Origin of the sequence: Kitasatospora sp. NBC_01287 (genome assembly GCF_026340565.1) — a bacterium.
GTDB lineage: Bacteria > Actinomycetota > Actinomycetes > Streptomycetales > Streptomycetaceae > Kitasatospora.
Window position 1 is genome coordinate 8,005,008 of the sequence record NZ_JAPEPB010000001.1, and the last position, 17,175, is coordinate 8,022,182.

The 17,175-nt window shown below is 73.5% G+C and carries 15 protein-coding genes; 6 read left to right on the forward strand and 9 right to left on the reverse strand.

Features of this window, described 5'->3' with window-relative positions; genetic code table 11:
* Positions 1-193: 193 nt before the first annotated feature.
* A complete protein-coding gene (locus OG455_RS34145; protein ID WP_266300161.1) occupies positions 194-487 on the forward strand; it encodes a hypothetical protein in 294 nt (97 codons plus the stop codon).
* A gap of 53 nt (positions 488-540) precedes the next feature.
* Here the strand turns inward: OG455_RS34145 and OG455_RS34150 are convergent, their stop codons facing one another.
* The 7 genes from OG455_RS34150 to OG455_RS34180 all read right to left on the reverse strand — a co-directional run bounded on the left by OG455_RS34150 (position 541) and on the right by OG455_RS34180 (position 10,314).
* Positions 541-2,103, reverse strand: a complete 1,563-nt coding sequence (locus OG455_RS34150) for a serine/threonine-protein kinase (RefSeq protein WP_266300162.1) — start codon at positions 2,101-2,103, stop codon at positions 541-543.
* Entirely contained in the window at positions 2,100-3,695 is a 1,596-nt protein-coding gene (locus OG455_RS34155) for a serine/threonine-protein kinase (protein ID WP_266300163.1), read from the reverse strand. Before OG455_RS34155 ends, OG455_RS34150 begins: the two co-directional genes overlap by 4 nt.
* A gap of 153 nt (positions 3,696-3,848) precedes the next feature.
* Complete coding sequence (locus OG455_RS34160) at positions 3,849-5,213, reverse strand: carotenoid oxygenase family protein (protein WP_266300164.1); 1,365 nt, start codon at positions 5,211-5,213, stop codon at positions 3,849-3,851.
* Positions 5,214-5,274: 61 nt separating this feature from the next.
* On the reverse strand, positions 5,275-6,852 hold the full coding sequence (locus OG455_RS34165) for an MFS transporter (protein ID WP_266300165.1): 1,578 nt from the start codon (positions 6,850-6,852) through the stop codon (positions 5,275-5,277).
* A 159-nt stretch (positions 6,853-7,011) separates the two neighbouring features.
* On the reverse strand, positions 7,012-9,012 hold the full coding sequence (locus OG455_RS34170; protein WP_266300166.1) for an ATP-binding protein: 2,001 nt from the start codon (positions 9,010-9,012) through the stop codon (positions 7,012-7,014).
* 172 nt (positions 9,013-9,184) lie between these two features.
* Positions 9,185-9,394, reverse strand: a complete 210-nt coding sequence (locus OG455_RS34175) for a hypothetical protein (protein WP_266300167.1) — start codon at positions 9,392-9,394, stop codon at positions 9,185-9,187.
* On the reverse strand, positions 9,391-10,314 hold the full coding sequence (locus tag OG455_RS34180; protein WP_266300168.1) for a hypothetical protein: 924 nt from the start codon (positions 10,312-10,314) through the stop codon (positions 9,391-9,393). The genes OG455_RS34175 and OG455_RS34180 overlap by 4 nt, the downstream gene beginning before the upstream one ends.
* A 202-nt stretch (positions 10,315-10,516) precedes the next feature.
* Here OG455_RS34180 and OG455_RS34185 point away from each other — a divergent pair, with 202 nt between their 5' ends.
* The 3 genes from OG455_RS34185 (at position 10,517) to OG455_RS34195 (ending at position 13,058) form a co-directional block, all read left to right on the forward strand.
* Positions 10,517-11,851 carry a transcriptional regulator gene (locus OG455_RS34185; RefSeq protein WP_266300169.1) on the forward strand — a complete coding sequence of 445 codons (1,335 nt, stop codon included), beginning with the start codon at positions 10,517-10,519 and terminating at the stop codon, positions 11,849-11,851.
* A 43-nt stretch (positions 11,852-11,894) separates the two neighbouring features.
* Positions 11,895-12,431, forward strand: coding sequence for an NUDIX hydrolase (locus tag OG455_RS34190; protein WP_266300170.1), 537 nt, complete (start codon positions 11,895-11,897; stop codon positions 12,429-12,431).
* A 159-nt stretch (positions 12,432-12,590) separates the two neighbouring features.
* Positions 12,591-13,058, forward strand: a complete 468-nt coding sequence (locus tag OG455_RS34195) for an NUDIX hydrolase (protein WP_266300171.1) — start codon at positions 12,591-12,593, stop codon at positions 13,056-13,058.
* Positions 13,059-13,154: 96 nt separating this feature from the next.
* Here the strand turns inward: OG455_RS34195 and OG455_RS34200 are convergent, their stop codons facing one another.
* Together OG455_RS34200 and OG455_RS34205 are read right to left on the reverse strand one after the other, a co-directional pair.
* The gene (locus OG455_RS34200) at positions 13,155-13,817 is read right to left on the reverse strand and encodes an HAD family hydrolase (RefSeq protein WP_266300172.1); all 663 of its coding nucleotides are present in this window, start codon (positions 13,815-13,817) and stop codon (positions 13,155-13,157) included.
* A gap of 133 nt (positions 13,818-13,950) precedes the next feature.
* Positions 13,951-14,559, reverse strand: a complete 609-nt coding sequence (locus tag OG455_RS34205; RefSeq protein WP_266300173.1) for a TetR/AcrR family transcriptional regulator — start codon at positions 14,557-14,559, stop codon at positions 13,951-13,953.
* A gap of 134 nt (positions 14,560-14,693) precedes the next feature.
* Here OG455_RS34205 and OG455_RS34210 point away from each other — a divergent pair, with 134 nt between their 5' ends.
* Both OG455_RS34210 and OG455_RS34215 read left to right on the forward strand, forming a co-directional pair.
* Positions 14,694-16,274 carry an APC family permease gene (locus OG455_RS34210; RefSeq protein ID WP_266300174.1) on the forward strand — a complete coding sequence of 527 codons (1,581 nt, stop codon included), beginning with the start codon at positions 14,694-14,696 and terminating at the stop codon, positions 16,272-16,274.
* 5 nt (positions 16,275-16,279) lie between these two features.
* On the forward strand, positions 16,280-17,161 hold the full coding sequence (locus tag OG455_RS34215; RefSeq protein ID WP_266300175.1) for a carbon-nitrogen hydrolase family protein: 882 nt from the start codon (positions 16,280-16,282) through the stop codon (positions 17,159-17,161).
* Positions 17,162-17,175: the final 14 nt, after the last annotated feature.

Genomic DNA, 17,175 nt, shown 5'->3' on the forward strand with positions numbered 1-17,175 from the left:
CGGTCGTCGCGGGGCGCACGGCCGTGGCGGCTTGTTCACTCGTACGGATCAAATCCGCCGGCGCGCATTGCCCGTGCGGTACGTGCGCTGCCAATCTTCGTACGGATGCGAAGCTTTGACCGCGCGGCACTTGGTCGCGCGCAACTTGGCCGCGCGGCATCCGTTCGGTTGTCCACACGAGAGGTGTCGGGTCATGAGTGAGCCCCTCCAGGTCACGCCGGTAACCGCGGCGCAGACCGGGACCTACATCTACGATCTGGGGATCCACGGAGTCTTCAAACTGACGTTCACCGTCCCGGGCGTGACCAGCGACAGCGTGGTCATGGTGTCGATGACGGAGCTCGCCAACGGCAGCAACCTGCCCTTCGTCGGCGATGCCACCCTGACGGTGCACAACGTCGCGCCCGGCAACGGCACCGTGCAGCTGCGCGGCGAGGTCGACTGGGACTCCGACCTCTCGGTCCGCGTCTCCTTCCTGATCGCGTGAACCTGCGCTCGGCCTGAACGCCCTGTTGGCCTGACCTCGCGGGCCAGGCCCGGTCAGCTGGTGCGCGGTGGCATGGCCGCCAGAGCGGCCTTCGCGATCACCTCGGCCTGCGCCTCGCAGTCGGGGTACTCGGCGCGGACCAGGTGGACCCGGATGGTCAGGTTCCCGGTGCGGACGTTGAGTTGGCAGGTCGGGCCGTCCGTCGTGGCGTCCTGCCAGTACGCCTCGTCGCCGAAGCCGAGGCCCTTCTCGGGGCGCTCCCCGTCGGTGCCGCCGCCGAACTCCTTCCGCGCGGCCTCGGTGCCGTTGCCGCTGTCACCCGACCGGCGCAGGTCCCAGGAGACGATCGCGTCGGCGGCGGAGTTCCACCCGTCCGCCATCGGCTGGTCCTTGCCGAACCAGGAGCACTGGGTCGTCGCGTAGTCCCCCTCCTCGGTGTAGACGTCCTCGTCCGGCCGCCGCTGCTCCCGCACCGGCAGCGAGGGCCCGGCCTCCGCGCAGACCGGCGCCGTCAGGTAGGCGTCGGGCAGGCCGCCGCCGTCCTTGTGCCGCAGCAGGTACCAGCCCGTGCCGAGGCCCGCCGCGAGCAGCACGCCCGCCGCCGCCCAGGCCATCGGGCGCGGGCCGCGCCGGGGCGCGGGCGCGGCGGGGACGTCGTAGGCGGTGCGCAGCGCCGTCGGCGGGACGGCGGAGGCGGGGCCCCGCAGCACGAGCGTCCGCTCCGGGGCGCCGCTGAGCAGGCGCTCGGCGTGGGCCCGCCGCTCGTCGATCAGCCGGTGCACGGCGGGCGGCCACGGCCGCGGCACCGGGGCCACCGGGCCGAGCAGGGCCAGCAGTTCGGCCGGCGAGGGCCGCTGGGCCGGGGTCCTGGCCAGGCAGCGGGCGACGACCGCGCGCAGCGGCAGCGGCACGCCGCTCAGGTCGGGATCGGTGTGGACGAGGTTGTAGAGCGTCTGGAGCGCGGAGGGCCCGGCGAACGGGCTGCGGCCGGTCGCCGCCAGGACGAGGAGCGAGCCGAGCGAGAACACGTCGCTCGCCCCGGTCAGCTCCCGGCCCTCCGCCTGCTCGGGCGACATGAACGGGGGCGAGCCGACCACCCAGCCGGTGCCGGTGAGTTCGGTGGCCTCCCCGCCCTGCGTCGCCCGGGCGATGCCGAAGTCGATGACCCGGGCGCCGTCCTCGGCGAGCAGGACGTTCTCGGGCTTGAGGTCGCGGTGGACCAGCCCGACCCGGTGGATCTCGTCCAGGGCCGTGGCCAGACCGACCGCCAGCCGGTGCAGGGCCGCCTCCGGCAGCGCGCCCGCCTCCTCCACGGCCGCCCCCAGCGAGGGGCCCGCCACGAACACCGAGGCGAGCCACGGCTGTTCGGCATCCGCGTCGGCGTCCAGGACGGCCGCCGTGTACGCGCCGGAGACCATCCGGGAGGCCGCCACCTCCCGCCGGAACCGGGAGCGGAAGCCGTCGTCGGCCGCGTGCCGGGCGTGCACCAGCTTCACCGCCGCCGGCCGGCCGTCGGGTGCGACGGCGAGCAGGACGCGGCCCATGCCACCACGGCCGAGTTCGGCGAGCAGCACGTAGGGTCCGGCCCGCTCCGGCGGCGGGTGCGGGGCGCTCACAGCGAGACCACCGCGGCCACCGCCTGGCGGGCCAGGTCCTTGGTGAGGTCGTCGCAACCGCCCTTCGGGTAGCGGGTGCCCTTGATCGAGACGATCATGAACAGGTTGACGTCCCGGGTGTACAGCATGCAGTCCTCGCCGTCGGTGGCGGTCAGCCACAGGCCCTCCTGGACGAAGTCCAGGCCGGGGTCGCGGCGGGTCTCGCCGCGGATGTACTCACCCTCGTAGTTCTCCTTCGCCTGGGCGGCGCCGGTGGGCCCGCCGGTGCGGGAGAGGTAGAGGTCCCAGGAGATGTCGATCTCGTCGCCGGAGCGGGTGTCCCAGGCGCACTCGGTCTCGGGATGCGTGTGCCCGTCCCCGTCCGACTTCTGGAACACGCCGGGTACGTTGCCCTTGGCGTCCCCGAAGCCGGACGGGACGGTGATGCTGCGGCCGGCCTGCGCGCAGGTCGGGACGGTCTTGGTGTACTTGTCCGCCACCTGCGAGAGCGGGGTCGAGCCGGGGGTCGGCACGGGCTCGGGGAAGAAGTCGTAGTAGACGTTGGCCGGGCCGATCGCCAGCACCGCGGCGGCCGCCGTCAGGACCGCCACGCCGGCCACGATGGCGGTGACCAGCCACCGGCGGACCCGCCGCGGGGCGGGCGGGGGGAAGGGTGCGGGTGCGGGTGCGGGCGCGGGCGGTGGCATGAGCGGTGGCGCGGGGACGGGGACCGCCGCGGCCGCGAGTTGGGCGGCCCCGGCCCGGCGCTCGGCGATCTGCGCGTACACCGTCTGCGGCCAGGGCCGCGCGGCCGCGGTGAGCGGGCCGATCAGTGCCGGCAGTTGACCCGGGGTCGGCCGCAGGCCCGGCTCCTTGGCCAGGCACGGCTCGATGATCCGGCGCAGTCCGGGCGGCAGCGCGGCCAGGTCGGGCGAGCCGTGCGCGACGGCGTGCATCAGCGCGATCGGCGAGTCCCCGGCGAACGGATTGCGGCCGGTGGCGGCGGTGGCGAGCGTGACCCCGAGGGAGAACACGTCCCCGGCCGGTCCCGGCTCCTGACCCAGGACCTGTTCGGGCGACATGAACGCGGGCGAGCCGATCACCGCACCGGTGCGGGTCAGCTTCGTGTCGTGGTCCGCCGCCCGGGCGATGCCGAAGTCGACGACCCGGACGCCGTCCTCGGTCAGCAGCACGTTCGACGGCTTCAGGTCCCGGTGCACCAGCCCGGCGCGGTGGATGTCCTCCAAGGCCCTCGCGAGCCCGGCGGCGAGCAGCAGCACCGTTGCCCCGGGCAGCGCGCCGCCCGCCTCCAGCGCCTCGCCCAGGGTCGGCCCCGGCAGGAAGACCGAGGCCAGCCACGGCGTCGCGGCCTCCGGGTCGGCGGCCACGACCGGCGCGGTGTAGGCGCCGGACACCCGCCGCGACGCGTCCACCTCCCGCCGGAACCGTGAGCGGAACCCGGGATCCTCCGCCAGGTCGGCATGGATCCGCTTGACGGCCACCAGCCGCCCGTCCGCCGCCACCCCGAGCAGCACCTGCCCCATGCCGCCCTGCCCGAGCACCCCGACCGTCCGGAACGGTCCCACGTGCGTCGGGCCGTCAGTTCCCAGCATCCGCATGCCGTATCCGCCCTTCCCCCTGGACACCGAGGATCTTACTGACACCGCGGGCGGCGCGTCCGGGTCCAGGGGGGCGAGGGCGGGCACGAGCGGGGCGGGGCCGGAGCGCCGTACGAGTGGCCGTCGCGGCCCCGCCCGGCCCGCAGGTCAGCCCTCGGTGCCGTCCAGGGCGCTGTCGGGGATCCAGGAGCCGTGGATGCCGGCGGTCACCCGGCGCGGCAGGTGGACGGTGGCGACCCGGTCGAGGTCGGACGCGTCGAGGACCAGCAGCTGGGAGGCGTCCTGCTTGAGGTCGGAGACCACGGTGAGCAGGTAGCCGTCGTCCTCACGGGTGGCGCCGGCGGCGTGGACGAAGACGGCCTCGCTGGGCAGCCGGGCGTCGCCGACCTGGTGGACGCGGCGGGCACCGGTGGTGCGGTCGTACTTGACCACGCCGTAGCCGCCGAATCCCTTCTCGTCGGGGAAGGAGACGGCGTAGTGGTAGCGGTTCTCGGTGCCCAGGTAGTCCTCGTTGATGGTGGGGAACTCCACCGCCAGGTCGTCGACGATCTGCTCGTCGACGGTGCCGGCAGCCAGGTCGACCACCCAGCGGCGGCTGTAGGAGCGGGCGTTGGGCTCGGTGCCGCGCCCGGGCGCGCCGACCCACCAGTTCCACGAGAGCTGGAAGCCCGCGCGGTCGACGGCGGGGCCCTCCAGCACGACGCGGCCCTGGCTGTCCTCGAAGGCGTTGGCGACGTGCAGCATGTTGCCCGGCTCGATGGAGAACCAGCGGATGTGCCGGGCGCCGTCCTCGCCGCGCGGCATGACGCCGATCCGGGCGGGCTGCTTCTCGCTCCAGCCGTAGGGGATGCCCGAGTGCTCGGTGGGATCGAAGGTGACGTTGCCCTCGATGAAGACCACGTGCCGGCGGGTGATGGCGAAGTCGTGCTTGAGCGAGGCGGTCGCCCCCGGGATCTCGGCGCTGCGCACGATCTCGCCCTTGGCGTCGGCCACGTGGTGGGTCAGGAAGGGCGGGAACGGTGCGGACCCGAAGAAGTGGAGCTCCCCGGTCACCGGGTCCTGCTTGGGGTGCGCGGTCATCGCGGTGCGCAGCTTGCCGTCGAAGTCGTGGGCGCCGACCGTCTCCAGCTCCCGGGTGAGTTCGAAGGGGAGGTTCGCCTCGCAGAGCGCCAGCAGCCGCCCGGCGTGCTCGATGACGTGGGTGCCGGCGACGCTGGCGGTCAGGTCGGGCCCGTGCTCGGTCAGGTAGGGGGCGCCGTCGAGGGCGGGGGTGTGCACCCAGCGGTTGCGGTACCACTCGGCGCGGCCCTCGCGCAGCCGGATGCCGTGGACCATGCCGCTGCCCTTGAACCAGTGGGTGGGCGTGACACCGGGCTTGGGGTTGTGGCTGTTGCGGATCAGCCGGCCGGTCAGCTCGGGGGGCAGCGAGCCCTCGACGGTGAGCCCGGTGGCGGTGATCTCGTCGGCGACGGGGGTGTAGTGGCCGGTCAGGTAGGGCTTGTCGGCGGTCATGGCGGGGCTCTCCTTCGGTAGGGGTGGGAAGAACGTGCCGGCGCGGTGGTGCGACGGGTGGTCAGGCGGGCTGTTCGGCGCCGGCCCCTGGTGCCTGACGCGGCACCAGGTGGCCGGGCCGGGCTCCCGGGGAGTCGGACCGTGTGCCCGGGGAGTCGGGACGGTCCTCGGCCGGGCGGTCGGCCGTGGTTCGCGCTCCGGTGCGGCGGGTGAGGAGCACCGCGAGCACGGCCGTGGTGGCCAGCACGGCGGCCGAGACCGCGAAGGCGGCCCGGTAGCCGGCGGTGAGGGCCGCGAGACGGGGCTCGTGCGTGGCGGCCCGCGCGGTGACGGAGCCGGCCAGGGTGGTCAGGGCGGCCAGACCTACCGCGCCGCCGACCTGGCGGGTGGTGTTCACCAGCGCGCCGGCCAGGCCCGCGTCCCGCGGCGGGAGACCCTCCACGGCGAACGCGGTGAGCTGGACGAAGGCGACACTCAGGCCGAGGCCGACCAGTGCGCTCGGACCCAGGAGATCGGCGAGGTAGCTCCCGTCGGCGCTGATCCGCGACAGCCACAGCAGGCCGGCGGCCTCGGTGAGCAGGGCCGCGGTCACGGTCGCGGTGGCGCCGAAGCGCCGGGAGAGGCGCGGGGAGAGCGCCGAGCCGAGCATGTTGGCCGCCGCGAGCGGGAGTTGCCCCGCCCCGGTGGCCAGCGGGCTGGAGCCGAGGACCACTTGCTGGTAGAGCGGCAGGAAGAAGAACAGGGCGATCCAGACCGACCCCAGCAGGGCCATCAGCAGATTGCCCGCCGCCACCCGGCCGGTGGTGAGCAACCGCGGCGGTATCAGCGCGTTCGGCCGGCGGACCTCCAGCGCGGCGAAGGCCGAGAGCAGCGCGGCGGCGGTGGCGAGGGCGCCGAGCACCCGGCCGTCCGTCCAACCGGCGCCGCGTGCGGTGGTCAGCCCCCAGACCAGGCAGGTCAGGGCGAGGGTGACGGCGGCGGTGCCCAGCAGGTCGAACCGCCCGGCCTCGCGGCCGGCCGTCCGCGGGACCAGGGCGGCTACGGCGGCCAGGACCAGCGCCGCCCCGAGCGCGACGGAGTAGAAGATCCACGGCCAGCCCCAGGCCTGGGTGAGCCCGCCGCCCAGCAGCACACCGCCCGCCCCGCCCGCGCCGGAGACCGCGCCCCACACCCCCAGCGCCCTGCCGCGCCCGGGGCCGGCCGGGTAGAGGCTCATGGCCAGGGCGAGCGCGGCCGGGGCGATCGCGGCGGCGCCCAGGCCCTGAGCGGCCCGGGCCGCGATCAGCACGTCGGGGGAGGCGGCCAGTCCCGCGGCGGCCGAGGCGGCGGTGAACAGCGCCAGCCCGGCGATCAGCACCCGTCGGCGGCCGAGCAGGTCGGCCGCCCGCCCGCCGACCAGGAGCAGCGCCCCGAACGCCAGACCGTAGGCGTTGACCACCCAGGTGGTGCCGCTGTCCGAGAGGCCGACCCCGGCGCGGATCTGCGGCAGCGCGACGTTCACGATCGAGGTGGCGAGCATGACGGTGAACTGGGCCGCGGCGAGCACCGCGAGCACGGCCGCCGGCCGCGGGGCGGGCGGCGGTGCCGGCGGTATCGGCGGTGTCGGCGCCGGCCCCGGCTGTCTGCGTGGGAGGTTCATGGCGCACAGCCTCGTGCGGGGCGGTGTCCACTATCCAGGCCCGGCAGGGGCGGTGACTGTCCACTCCTGTCCGCGCCTGTCCACTCCGCCTGTCCACTCCGCCTGTCCACCCGCGCCCGCCCGCCCGCTCCGGCCGGCGGTGCGCGGCCCCGGGCGCGCCTACCGGGGGCCGTGCAGCTCCCGTTGCCACAGGGCCTCGCACACCAGGTCCAGGCCCTGGCGCAGGTGGCGCCGGTAGGTGCCGTACGGCAGGCCCAGCCGGCGGGCGGCGGCCTCCTGGGTGGGCGCACCGGAGAAGTAGCCCGCTACCAGGGCCTCGCGGGCACGCACACCGCGCGGGTCGCGGGCGAGGTCGTCGACGCTGCCGCGCAGCAGGGCCCGCAGCTCCTCGACCGGATCGGTGGAGTCGGCCGCCAGCCGGGTGCGCGTCAGGGCGCAGGCCGCGAAGGCGGCCTGGTCGCGCCAGTGCGCCAGCGCCTCGCGCACGGCCTGGTCGAAGGCGGAGCGCGAGAGGGCGGCAGGGCCGGGTGGGGCGGGGACGTCGGCGGCCGATATGAAGCGGCCGAGCCAGGCCTCGACGGGCACCTGGCGCCAGTCGACGGCGAACACCCCGTAGCTGTGCTCACCGACCCGCGGCCGGGCGCCGATGTCGCTCAGGGTCCCGCTGACGCGCTCCGCCCAGGCGTCGGCGTCCCGCCAGACGGCGAAGCCGAAGGCGCGGCCGCGGGCCCGGGCGGCCTCCGCCTGGGCCCGCGAACTGCTGAGGTCGATCACGCGTGAGGGGACCTGGTAGCGCTCGGGGTAGACCGAGAAGCGGCTGACGCCGATGTGCTCGCCGGGGCTCACCGGCGCGGTGGCGGCGGTGTGCTCCCAGGCGGCCGCGACGACGGGGTCGACGGCCGTGTCCCGGGGGTCGGCGGGGGCCGGCAGGACCAGCCGGGCCGTGAACGCCACGGTCCGCCCCGTGCTCACCAGCCGGTAGACGCTGAACGCCTGCGGCTGCCGCCCGATCCAGTAGCGGACCAGCTCCGCGGACGCCGCTCCCTCGGCCTCCTCGGCCATCCGCAGCACGAGCTCGATGTCGTCCGGTCGCAGCGGGCAGTCGTGCACCTCGTCGTCGCGCGTCCAGGTGCGCATCCGGGCCAGGCTCTGCAGCTCCCGGAAGAGGTAGAACAGCTCGTCGGTGACCGTCCACACCTGCTCCTCGGGCGCCTCGCGCAGCACCCGCAGGTACTCCTGGGCCAGCCGCTGGCGCATCGTCACGAAAGCCTGCGGAGCGCGCCACCGCAGATCGGCGCTCAGCGTCTCGCGCGCGGCGTCGTGCGGGTAGAGCCCCCGCGGTGCGGACTCCATGAACGGGAGGTCCCGCAGCCAGCCGAACAGCAGGTGGGCGTCCTCCTCGGGCAGCACCGCGGCGAGCAGCTCCTCCGAGGTCGAGTGCGCCTGGGCCGCCACCTCCAGGGCACGGCGGTGGGCCGCGCTGGGCACCTCCCCGATCAGGCCGCTCAGCAGGGTGCGCAGCAGATCGGCCGAGGGCGCCCAGACCTCCTCCCGGGTCCAGCCGGTCGAACCCGCGGCCGCCGCGAGGGAGAGCGCCAGCGGATTGCCCCCGGCGAAGCGCAGCACCCGCTCCCGCAGCTCGGGCCGGACCTGCCCCGCGGCCAGCAGGCTCCGGGCCTGCTCCGGCGAGAACGGCTCCAGCTCACGGACGTACAGCAGCCCGGCCCAGGCCGGATCGGCGAGCCACTGCGGCTGCGGCGCGAGCCGGCCGGCCAGGACCACCAGCGTGTCCTGTGCCGCCCGGGGCAGGAAGCGCTGCCACAACCAGCTCTCCAGCCACTGGCAGTGCTCGAAGGAGTCCACCAGCAGCACCGTGCCGGCGACCTCCAGGAAGGGCGCCGCCGCCCGCTCGAAGTCGTCCGGATCCCGGCCCACGAAGCGGCCGTCCAGTTCGAGGAGCGGCCGCCCCGCCGCCCGCGCCCGGTCCGCCAGGCAGCGCAGCAACGCCGACTTCCCGATGCCCCCGGGCCCGAAGACGTAGAACGCGAACGGCGCCCGCGGATCCCCGGCCAGCGCCTCCCCGAAACGGCCGAGCTCCTCCTCCCGCCCCAGGAAGGCCCGCTCCCGCGTCCTGCTCAGTCGCTCACCCACGGACACCATGTCGGCTCCCATCCCCTTGCTCCGGCCCGCCCCCGGACAGCGGACCGGGCGCCCATCCAACAGCAGCGGAGTGCCAGGGATCGAATCCGACCCGTCCGGGCGGAGCCCGGCACCCACGGCTCTGACGTGGAGGGATGCCTCTGGTGGCAAGCGCGCTCGGCGTGCCGGTGCGTCAACTGGGGCGCGTGTGGGGCCGCGTCGGGTGCGGATGGTGAATGCCGAGCTCAGCTGCCAGGTGCCCGTGGATCCCCCCGTCCACCTCGCGCATGCTCGCGAGCACCGCGTCCAGCACCGCGGTCCCGGCGCCCCGCACCGCGGCGTCCTGCAACTGCGCGCCGAGCAGCCGCAGTTCGGCGAGCGCCCGTTCCTGGTACGGCGTCACCGGGCTGCCGCCTCGGCCACGGCGGCGGGTGGACGGTACCTGGGGCTGCTCGCAGTCCAGGCCGTCAGCGCCCGCAGGAAGCGGTCGAGGGCGTGGGCGAGCCGGTGCGTGGCGTCGTCCAGCGCGGGGTCCGTGCGCGCCGCACGGCAGAGCACCTCGAAGCGGCACCGCTCGGCGATCAGCCACTCCTCGGCCCGCGCCCGCGCCTGGGGCCGCGTCAGCTCCTCGGCCACCCGCAAGGCGTCGACCACGCCGAAGCGGTCACGGTCGACAGCGACAGCGGCGGCGAGATCGTTGGCCAGATAGCCGACCGTCGAGAAGGCGTCGAGCAGCAGCCGCACCACGGGCGCCGTCCACTGCGGCGTGACGCACTCCTCTGCCACCTCGCACCACATCGCGGCCAGCAGCATGCCGCCGTCGGCCGGTCGCAGTGCCAGGTACTGGCTCAGCGACGGGACCCGCGCCGGCTGCACGAAACGCACCAACTTGGCCGCCGCGGCGTCGATCCAGTCGATCATCTGCTCCCGGTAGCGCCGCCACCACGCCTCGGGCATCGAAGCCTGGGTCTCCCGCGACAGCGCGCACAGGGCGCGCACCACCGGCTGGGTGGCGTGCGGGCCCTCGTCCTGCCGCTTCCCGTTCAGGGCGATGATGAGCGCGTGGACGAACGCCGGCACGGTGGCCGGCTCGGCATCGCGCAACTCCCGGTCGAGGACGTCATCCGCCAGCCACGTCCACACCGCCCAACGCGTCGCCAGGTCGAGCGGCGCACCGGACGAGCCCGGCCACGCCGCCAGACACAGGTCGACGTAACCGTGCGCGAGGTGGGCGGCGGGGTCGGGGTGGAGGCCGTGCTCGGTGAGGAAGGTGGCGGCGCTGACGTAGAGATCGGTGTGCCGCCGGTCGGTGACGGGGGCCATCAACTCGCCTCCTCGGCGTGCTCGGGGCAGGCCACTACGGGCCGGATCTCCTTCGATGTCCATTGCATGACGCCATGCTGGCCCTGAGCGCGTGGCTCCGGGAGCGTGTGCGGACAGCCAGGTCGAGCACTCGGTTCACACCTCGTGTGAACCGGGACTCGCTAGCCTGATGGGACGTCAAGTCATTATGTGAGGTGCTCCGATGGAGCCTAACGTCCTGCTCGAAGTCCTGATCGAGGAAGCCGGCTGGTCCCACGGCGGCCTCGCAGCTCGCGTCAACCAGGCCAGCGCCAGGAGCGCGAAGCGCACGCGATACGACCACACCGCGGTGGCCCGCTGGCTCCGCGGCGAACGTCCTCGCGGCCAGGTGCCGGCCCTGCTCTGCGAGGCGTTCAGCTGCCATCTGGGTCGACCGATCAGCTTGGACGACATCGGGATGGGCACGCCGAACGCCCTGCCCCGGCCCACCGCGCTCGGGACGTTCGTGGACCGCGCAACCGCTCTGTGGCGCTCCGACCAGCAGCACCGCAGCAAGGTCGAGAGCACGCCGGCGATAGTGGGAACCCCGGCGATCGTCCCGGTCTGGGAGTGGGAGAACCCCCCGGAAGATGCTGACGTCTCCCGAGTGGGCAGCCTGCGAGTCGGCCAGGCAGACCTCGTGATGCTCCGCACAGCACGGACCCATTACGAGCAGATGTACCGCGCCTCAGGTGGCGTGGCCACGCGGGACCGAGTCGTCGGCTTCCTCGCCACCCACACAGCACCGCTTGTCCGCGGCACCTACACCGACGCGGTAGGCCGGGACCTGCTCCGGGCGACTGGCGGCCTCGTCGCGGTCGCCGGAATCTGCGCCTACGACTCCGACCACCAGGGTCTGGCACAGCGGTACTTCCACCATGCCCTGCGCCTCGCCAAGGCCTCCGGGGACCGGGCGTTCGGAGGCTATGTCGTCGCCCTGCTCGTCAACCAGGCACTGTTCCTGCGGGACTACCGACAGGCCGTCGGCTTCGCCGAAGTCGGCGTCCGGAGCGCAGGTGCGGCCATCAGTCCGGCGCTTGCCACTGACCTGAGCGCGATGCAGGCCAAGGCCTTCGCACGGATGGGTGACGCTGCCGGTGCCCACCGGGCCATGGCCCGCGCCGAGGCTGCGGCGGCCAGCATCCGACACGAGGAAGAACCGCCCGAGACCGGGTACGTGCAGCCGGGTCTGGTCGAGGCCCAGCTGGCCGAGGCGCTGATCAGCCTCGGCGACTGGAGCCCCGCCCGGACCTACGCTGAGGAAGCCGTGCGCGTTCAGGCGCACCCTAGGGGGCAGGTGCACCGCATGGCCACGCTGACCACTGTGGACATCGGCCGCGGCGAGGTGGAGCAAGCCGCGGCCAACGCGGTGTCAGCTTTGCGACTGGCGGGCGGTATGGAGTCTCAGCGGCTGCGGGACCGGTTCGTCGCGCTTCGCCGACAGTTGGTCAACCACCGGACCGCAGCGGCTCGCGACGCGGTGGACCGGATCGACGCGTCGCTCTCGGTGCCCCTGTGACTGGCCTACGCTGATCAGTACAGGTCGAGATCGGGAGGACAGCGTGTCGTCGGCGTGGCAGAACTTGAGCGAGCGCACCGTCTATGAGAACCCTTGGCTGAGGGTCAACCTCGCCGACGTCCAACTGCCTGATGGACGCCACCTCGACCATTACGTGTTGCGTCAGCGGCCCGTCGCTCTGGCCACCACCGTCAACGAGCGCGGCGAGGCGCTCTTGATCTGGCGCCACCGCTTCATCACCGACAGTTGGGGGTGGGAACTGGCGGCCGGCGTGGTCGAGGACGGTGAACGGGTTGAGGAGGCAGCGGCCCGCGAGATGCTCGAAGAGACCGGCTGGCGCCCCGGTCCGCTTCGGCACCTGCTCACGGTCGAGCCGTCCAACGGCCTGGCCGACGGCCGGCACCACGTCTACTGGTCCGAAAGCGCTGAATACGTAGGTCACCCGGAGGACGACTTCGAGTCCGAGCGCCGCGACTGGGTGCCGCTCAGCCACGTACCCGACCTGGTGGCGAAGGGCGAGATTCGAAGCGCGAACGCGGTTGCGGCGCTGCTTCTGCTCCACCACCTGCGCCGCCCCTGAGCTGCCGCATGCCGCAAGGAGGCCCTCGGACAGCGTGCGATCTGCTGGTGCTCCCCCGCAGGAGGAGAGGCACCCACGGCATGTTCGACCGCTTCCTGGAGCACGTCGACGAGCTGTGGGGTCGTGGCCGGAACAGCTGGGACATGGAGGTGGCGCAGCATGCCGAGGCGTGACTACGAGGACGATCCGAACGCACCTGAGCCGAACAGCCTGGTGCCCGCCGCGTCGGTGGTGGTGGTCGGCGACGACGGCCGCGTCCTGCTCCAGCGCCGCACCGACAACGGGATGTGGGCGCTCCCCGGCGGCAGGATGGAGTTGGGCGAGTCCCTGGAGCAGTGCGGAATCAGGGAGACCCTGGAGGAGACCGGCATCCGCATCGAGGTGACCGGGATCGTCGGAACGTACACCAGCCCTGGGCACGTCTTCGCCTACGACGATGGCGAGGTGAGGCAGGAGTTCTCGATCTGCCTGCTTGGCCGACCGGTCGGCGGGGACCTGGAGGTGTCGGACGAGTCGACGGAGGTCGCCTGGTTCACGCCTGCGGAGGTGGACGGGCTGCCGATGGTGGCGTCCATCCGGAAGCGGCTGAACGACTGGCGGTCGGGGCGGATCCCAGTGGTGCGCTGATCCCGGGCGTTGATTCGAGCGTGTGAGCTGTCCTCTGGCAGGAGATGGCTGCTCTCCAGCAGGTCGACGACCGGCTCTACTCCTGGTCGGCGACGCTCAACTCGCTTCAGCGTTGAGATCGGTGATCAGTTCGGGCAGCTCCGCCAGCGAATCGATCCGGAGCGTGGACCGGTCGGCGGCCGGGTCGTGCTGCTGGATCCAGCCCCATGGCCCCCGCCGGAGAAGCGCGGTGCGCATCCCGGCGGCGAGCGCCGGGAGTACGTCGTTGTCGAGGCGGTCGCCGACATACAGGGTCTCGCGGGGCTCGGCCGGGGTGACCTGGGCGACGCGTTCGAAGAAGAGTGGGTCGGGCTTGCTGGCGCCCCAGTCGTCCGAGGTGCCGATCAGGTCGACGTCGCCGGTGAAGAGCTCCCGCAGGATCCTGCCGGCCCGCACCGTCTGGTTCCCGGCGATGGCCAACCACAGGCCGTCCGCGCGGAGCCGGGCGAGTGCAGGTCGGACGTCCGGGTAGAGGTCGGCCTCGTCGAAGGTCTCTGGTCGCCCGGCCGCCGCGCGCTTGTCACGCTCCTCGTACAGGTCGAAGCCGGGCCGGAAGATCTGGAACGTCTCGCGGTAGTCGCGACCCTGGGCGATGACGGCGCCGAACTGGGCGACGAAGGTGTGGCGGGGAACGCCGAGCCAGTCCGCCCAGGTGCCGTACTCACGGGTCTCGTCCACCAGGCACTCGCCGACATCGAAAACGACAGCCTTGATCGTCATGGCGGCAGCGTAGCGGAGGTGTTCCGCGCAGTTGACCGAGCGCCTGGGCGATGCCGCGAGGGCGTGCGGTGCGGCGCTGCATCGGCGCGATCTGCCCACCGCTCCCCGGACCTCCGTGCCCTCGCCCCCGAGGTCAGCGCTCCTCGCCCAGGTCGTGGCCGGTGACCGCGCGGGCGTGGGCGTGCAGGGCGCTGACCACCTCGGCGCGGGTGCGGCGGCCGGCGAGGACCTCCATCTGGTAACCGTCCTCCATGGCGACGAAGTTGGCGGCGAGCAGGCGGGGCGGGTCCTGGAGGGTGAAGTGGCCCTGGGCCTGACCCAGCACCAGGATGCCCGCGTAGACGGCGATCTGACGCTCCGTCAATGCGCTGTCCAGCGCCGCGGCCCTGGCGTCGCGCAGGCAGCGCGGCCAGTACTCGAAGAGCAGCCGGGTCAGGGCGTCGTCGGGTCCGCCGGCGACGCCGTGGTCGATGCAGGACCGGAGCTTGTCGCGGGCGTCGGCGAAGCGGTCGGCGGCCTGCTCGCGGTCCTGGCTGTAGCGCTCGATGGCCAGCTGGTAGGTCTCGTGGACCAAGGCGTCCAGATCGCCGTAGTAGAGCACCGCGGCCGGGGTGACGCCGGCCTCCTCGGCGATGTCGCGCAGACGCAGGCCCTCCAGCCCGCGCACCAGCAGGGCGCGCTGCACGGCAGCGCCCAGCTCGGCCCGGCGGGCCTCTTTCCCGCCGCCCTTCTTCGCCGCCACGGCGTCCCCTCTCCTTCGCTCGGATGTCTATCTCTGATTTTAACAACAACAGCACAGCTCTTGACGGCATTGGCGCCAGGATCTTAAATCCAGATTTAACAAGCAGTGCCGCACCAGCGTCAGGAGCCCCCACCGTGACGACGAACCCGACCGACACCGGCCACAGAACCGACACCGGCCACAGAACCGACACCGGCCACAGAACCGACACCGGCCCCAAGGCCGCCGCCCCGCCCGCCCCCGATACCACCCCCGATACCGCCCCCGGCAAAGGGCTGCGCGCCGGCTCCGTCGGCCTGGCGGCGGCCGTCGCCCTGGGCCTGTCCTCGGTGGCGCCGGCTTACAGCATCGCCGTCACCCTCGGCCTGGTCACCCTGGCCGTCGGGCACCTCGCCCCGGCCGCGCTGCTGCTCGGCTTCGTGCCGATCCTCTTCACCGCCTTCGCCTTCCGCGAGCTCAACCGGCAGATGCCGGACTGCGGCACGACCTTCGTCTGGACCACCCGCGCCTTCGGCCCGCTGACCGGCTGGCTCACCGGCGGCTGGGTGGTGCAGGTCGCCACGGTGATCGCGATGACGGCCCTGTCCCAGGTCGGCGCCGACTACCTGCTCCAGGCGCTCGGCCTGCACGCGCTGGAGCGGAGCAGCGCCGCCGTGACCGCCACCGCCGTCCTGCTGCTGGCGGCCCTCACCGCCGTCGCCCGCAGGGGCCTGCGGATCGCCGCCCCGCTCCAGTACGTCCTGCTGGGACTGCAGCTCACCGCCCTGTTCGGGTTCGGCGCCGCCGCCCTCCTGCGGCAGCACGCCGCCGCCCCGTCCCCGGCCTGGCTCGACCCCCTGGCCTTCGGCGGCTTCGGCTCCTGCGCCCAGGCGGTGCTGCTCTGCCTGTTCATCTACTGGGGCTGGGACGCGCTGATCACGGTCAACGAGGAGACCAGTGACAGCGACCGGGTCCCCGGGCGGGCCGTGCTCATCTCCACCTTCGTCCTGCTGGGCACCTACCTGTTCACCGCCTTCGCCGCGATCAGCTTCGCCGGCACCGCCGGCAGCGGCATCGGACTGGGCAACCCCGCCAACGCCACCGACATCCTGGCCACCCTCGCCCCCTCGGTGCTCGGCACGGCTCTGGCCAGGGGGGTCCAGCTCGCCATCTGCCTCTCGGCTCTCTCCGCCCTGCTCACCAGCCTCATCAGCAGCTCCCGTGCCACCCTGTCGATGGCCTCGCACGGCGCCCTGCCCCCGGCGTTCGCCCGCATCCACCCGCGCCACCGCACCCCCGGGTTCGGGACGGTCTTCTTCGGCGCGACCACCGCCGCCCTGCTGGTCCTGCTCCAGCTCCTCTCGCCGAGGTTCCTCGGCGACGCGATCCTCTGCGTCGGCCTGCTGATCGCCGGCTACTACGGCACCACCGCCCTGGCCTGCGTCTGGCACTTCCGCGGGCAACTGCGCGACTCGCCGCGCGACCTGGTGATGAAGGGCGTCCTGCCGCTGCTGGGCGCCGTGATGATGCTGGCGGCCTTCGCCCGCAGCGCCCACGACATGTACGCCCCCACCTACGGCAGCACCTCCTTCCACGGTGTCGGGGGAGTGTTCCTGCTCGGCGTCGGCTCCATCGCCCTGGGCGCGGTGGCCGTACTGATCGCCCGCGCCCGCTTCCCCCGCTTCTTCCGCGAAGGCCGCACCGCCGTCGCGCAGCTCACCATCACCGAGGACTGACACCCATGCGCACACTCGCCATCGCCGCCCTGCAGACCGCCCCCGTGCCCCACGACCTCGAAGCCGGCTGGCTGCGCTTCGCCGACCAGGTCCGCACCACCCGCGAGCTGTTCCCCCACGTCCAGCTGGTCACCGTCCCCGAACTGCTGCTGGCCGCCGAAGGACCGCTGCTGGGCCCGGCGCCCGCCGACTGGATGGAGCGGGCCGCCGTCACCATCCCCGGCCCGCTCACCGACCGGATCCGGGCCCTCGCGGTGGAGACCGGTCTGTGGCTCGTGCCCGGCAGCGTCTTCGAGCGCGCGGAGGACGGCCGCATCCACAACACCGCGCTCGCGGTCTCCCCCCAGGGCGAGATCGTCGCCCGCTACCGCAAGGTCTTCCCCTGGCAGCCCTATGAGAAGGCCGCTCCCGGGACCGGGTTCACCGTCTTCGACATCCCCGGGATCGGCCGGGTGGGACTGGCCATCTGCTACGACGGCTCCTTCCCCGAGACCATGCGCCAACTCGCCTGGATGGGAGCGGAGGTCGTCATCCAGCCCACCCTGACCACCACCCGCGACCGCGAGATGGAACTGGTCTGCGCCCGCGCCAACGCCTGGACCAACCAGCTCTACGTCGTCAACGTCAACGCCGCCGACCCGGCCGGCGTCGGCGCCAGCGCCATCGTGGACCCCGAGGGCATCGTCCGCCAGCAGGCCGGCTCCGGCGAGGAGGTCCTGGTCGACGTCCTGGACCTGGACACCGTCACCCGGGTGCGCCGTTACGGCTCGGCCGGCCTCAACCGCCCCTGGGCCCAGCTCGCCCGCCACGGCGCGGGCATCGAACTCCCGATGTATGGGGGGATGTTCCGCACGCCGCCATGGCTGGACGCCGAGGGCGCGCGCTAGGCTCCGCGGGCAGG

Coding starts and splice junctions, on each gene's coding strand:
- OG455_RS34145 (WP_266300161.1), top strand. CDS start 194: ATGAGTGAGCCCCTCCAGGTCACGCCGGTAACCGCGGCGCAGACCGGG.
- OG455_RS34155 (WP_266300163.1), bottom strand. CDS start 3,695: ATGCTGGGAACTGACGGCCCGACGCACGTGGGACCGTTCCGGACGGTC.
- OG455_RS34160 (WP_266300164.1), bottom strand. CDS start 5,213: ATGACCGCCGACAAGCCCTACCTGACCGGCCACTACACCCCCGTCGCC.
- OG455_RS34165 (WP_266300165.1), bottom strand. CDS start 6,852: ATGAACCTCCCACGCAGACAGCCGGGGCCGGCGCCGACACCGCCGATA.
- OG455_RS34170 (WP_266300166.1), bottom strand. CDS start 9,012: ATGGTGTCCGTGGGTGAGCGACTGAGCAGGACGCGGGAGCGGGCCTTC.
- OG455_RS34180 (WP_266300168.1), bottom strand. CDS start 10,314: ATGGCCCCCGTCACCGACCGGCGGCACACCGATCTCTACGTCAGCGCC.
- OG455_RS34185 (WP_266300169.1), top strand. CDS start 10,517: ATGGAGCCTAACGTCCTGCTCGAAGTCCTGATCGAGGAAGCCGGCTGG.
- OG455_RS34195 (WP_266300171.1), top strand. CDS start 12,591: ATGCCGAGGCGTGACTACGAGGACGATCCGAACGCACCTGAGCCGAAC.
- OG455_RS34200 (WP_266300172.1), bottom strand. CDS start 13,817: ATGACGATCAAGGCTGTCGTTTTCGATGTCGGCGAGTGCCTGGTGGAC.
- OG455_RS34215 (WP_266300175.1), top strand. CDS start 16,280: ATGCGCACACTCGCCATCGCCGCCCTGCAGACCGCCCCCGTGCCCCAC.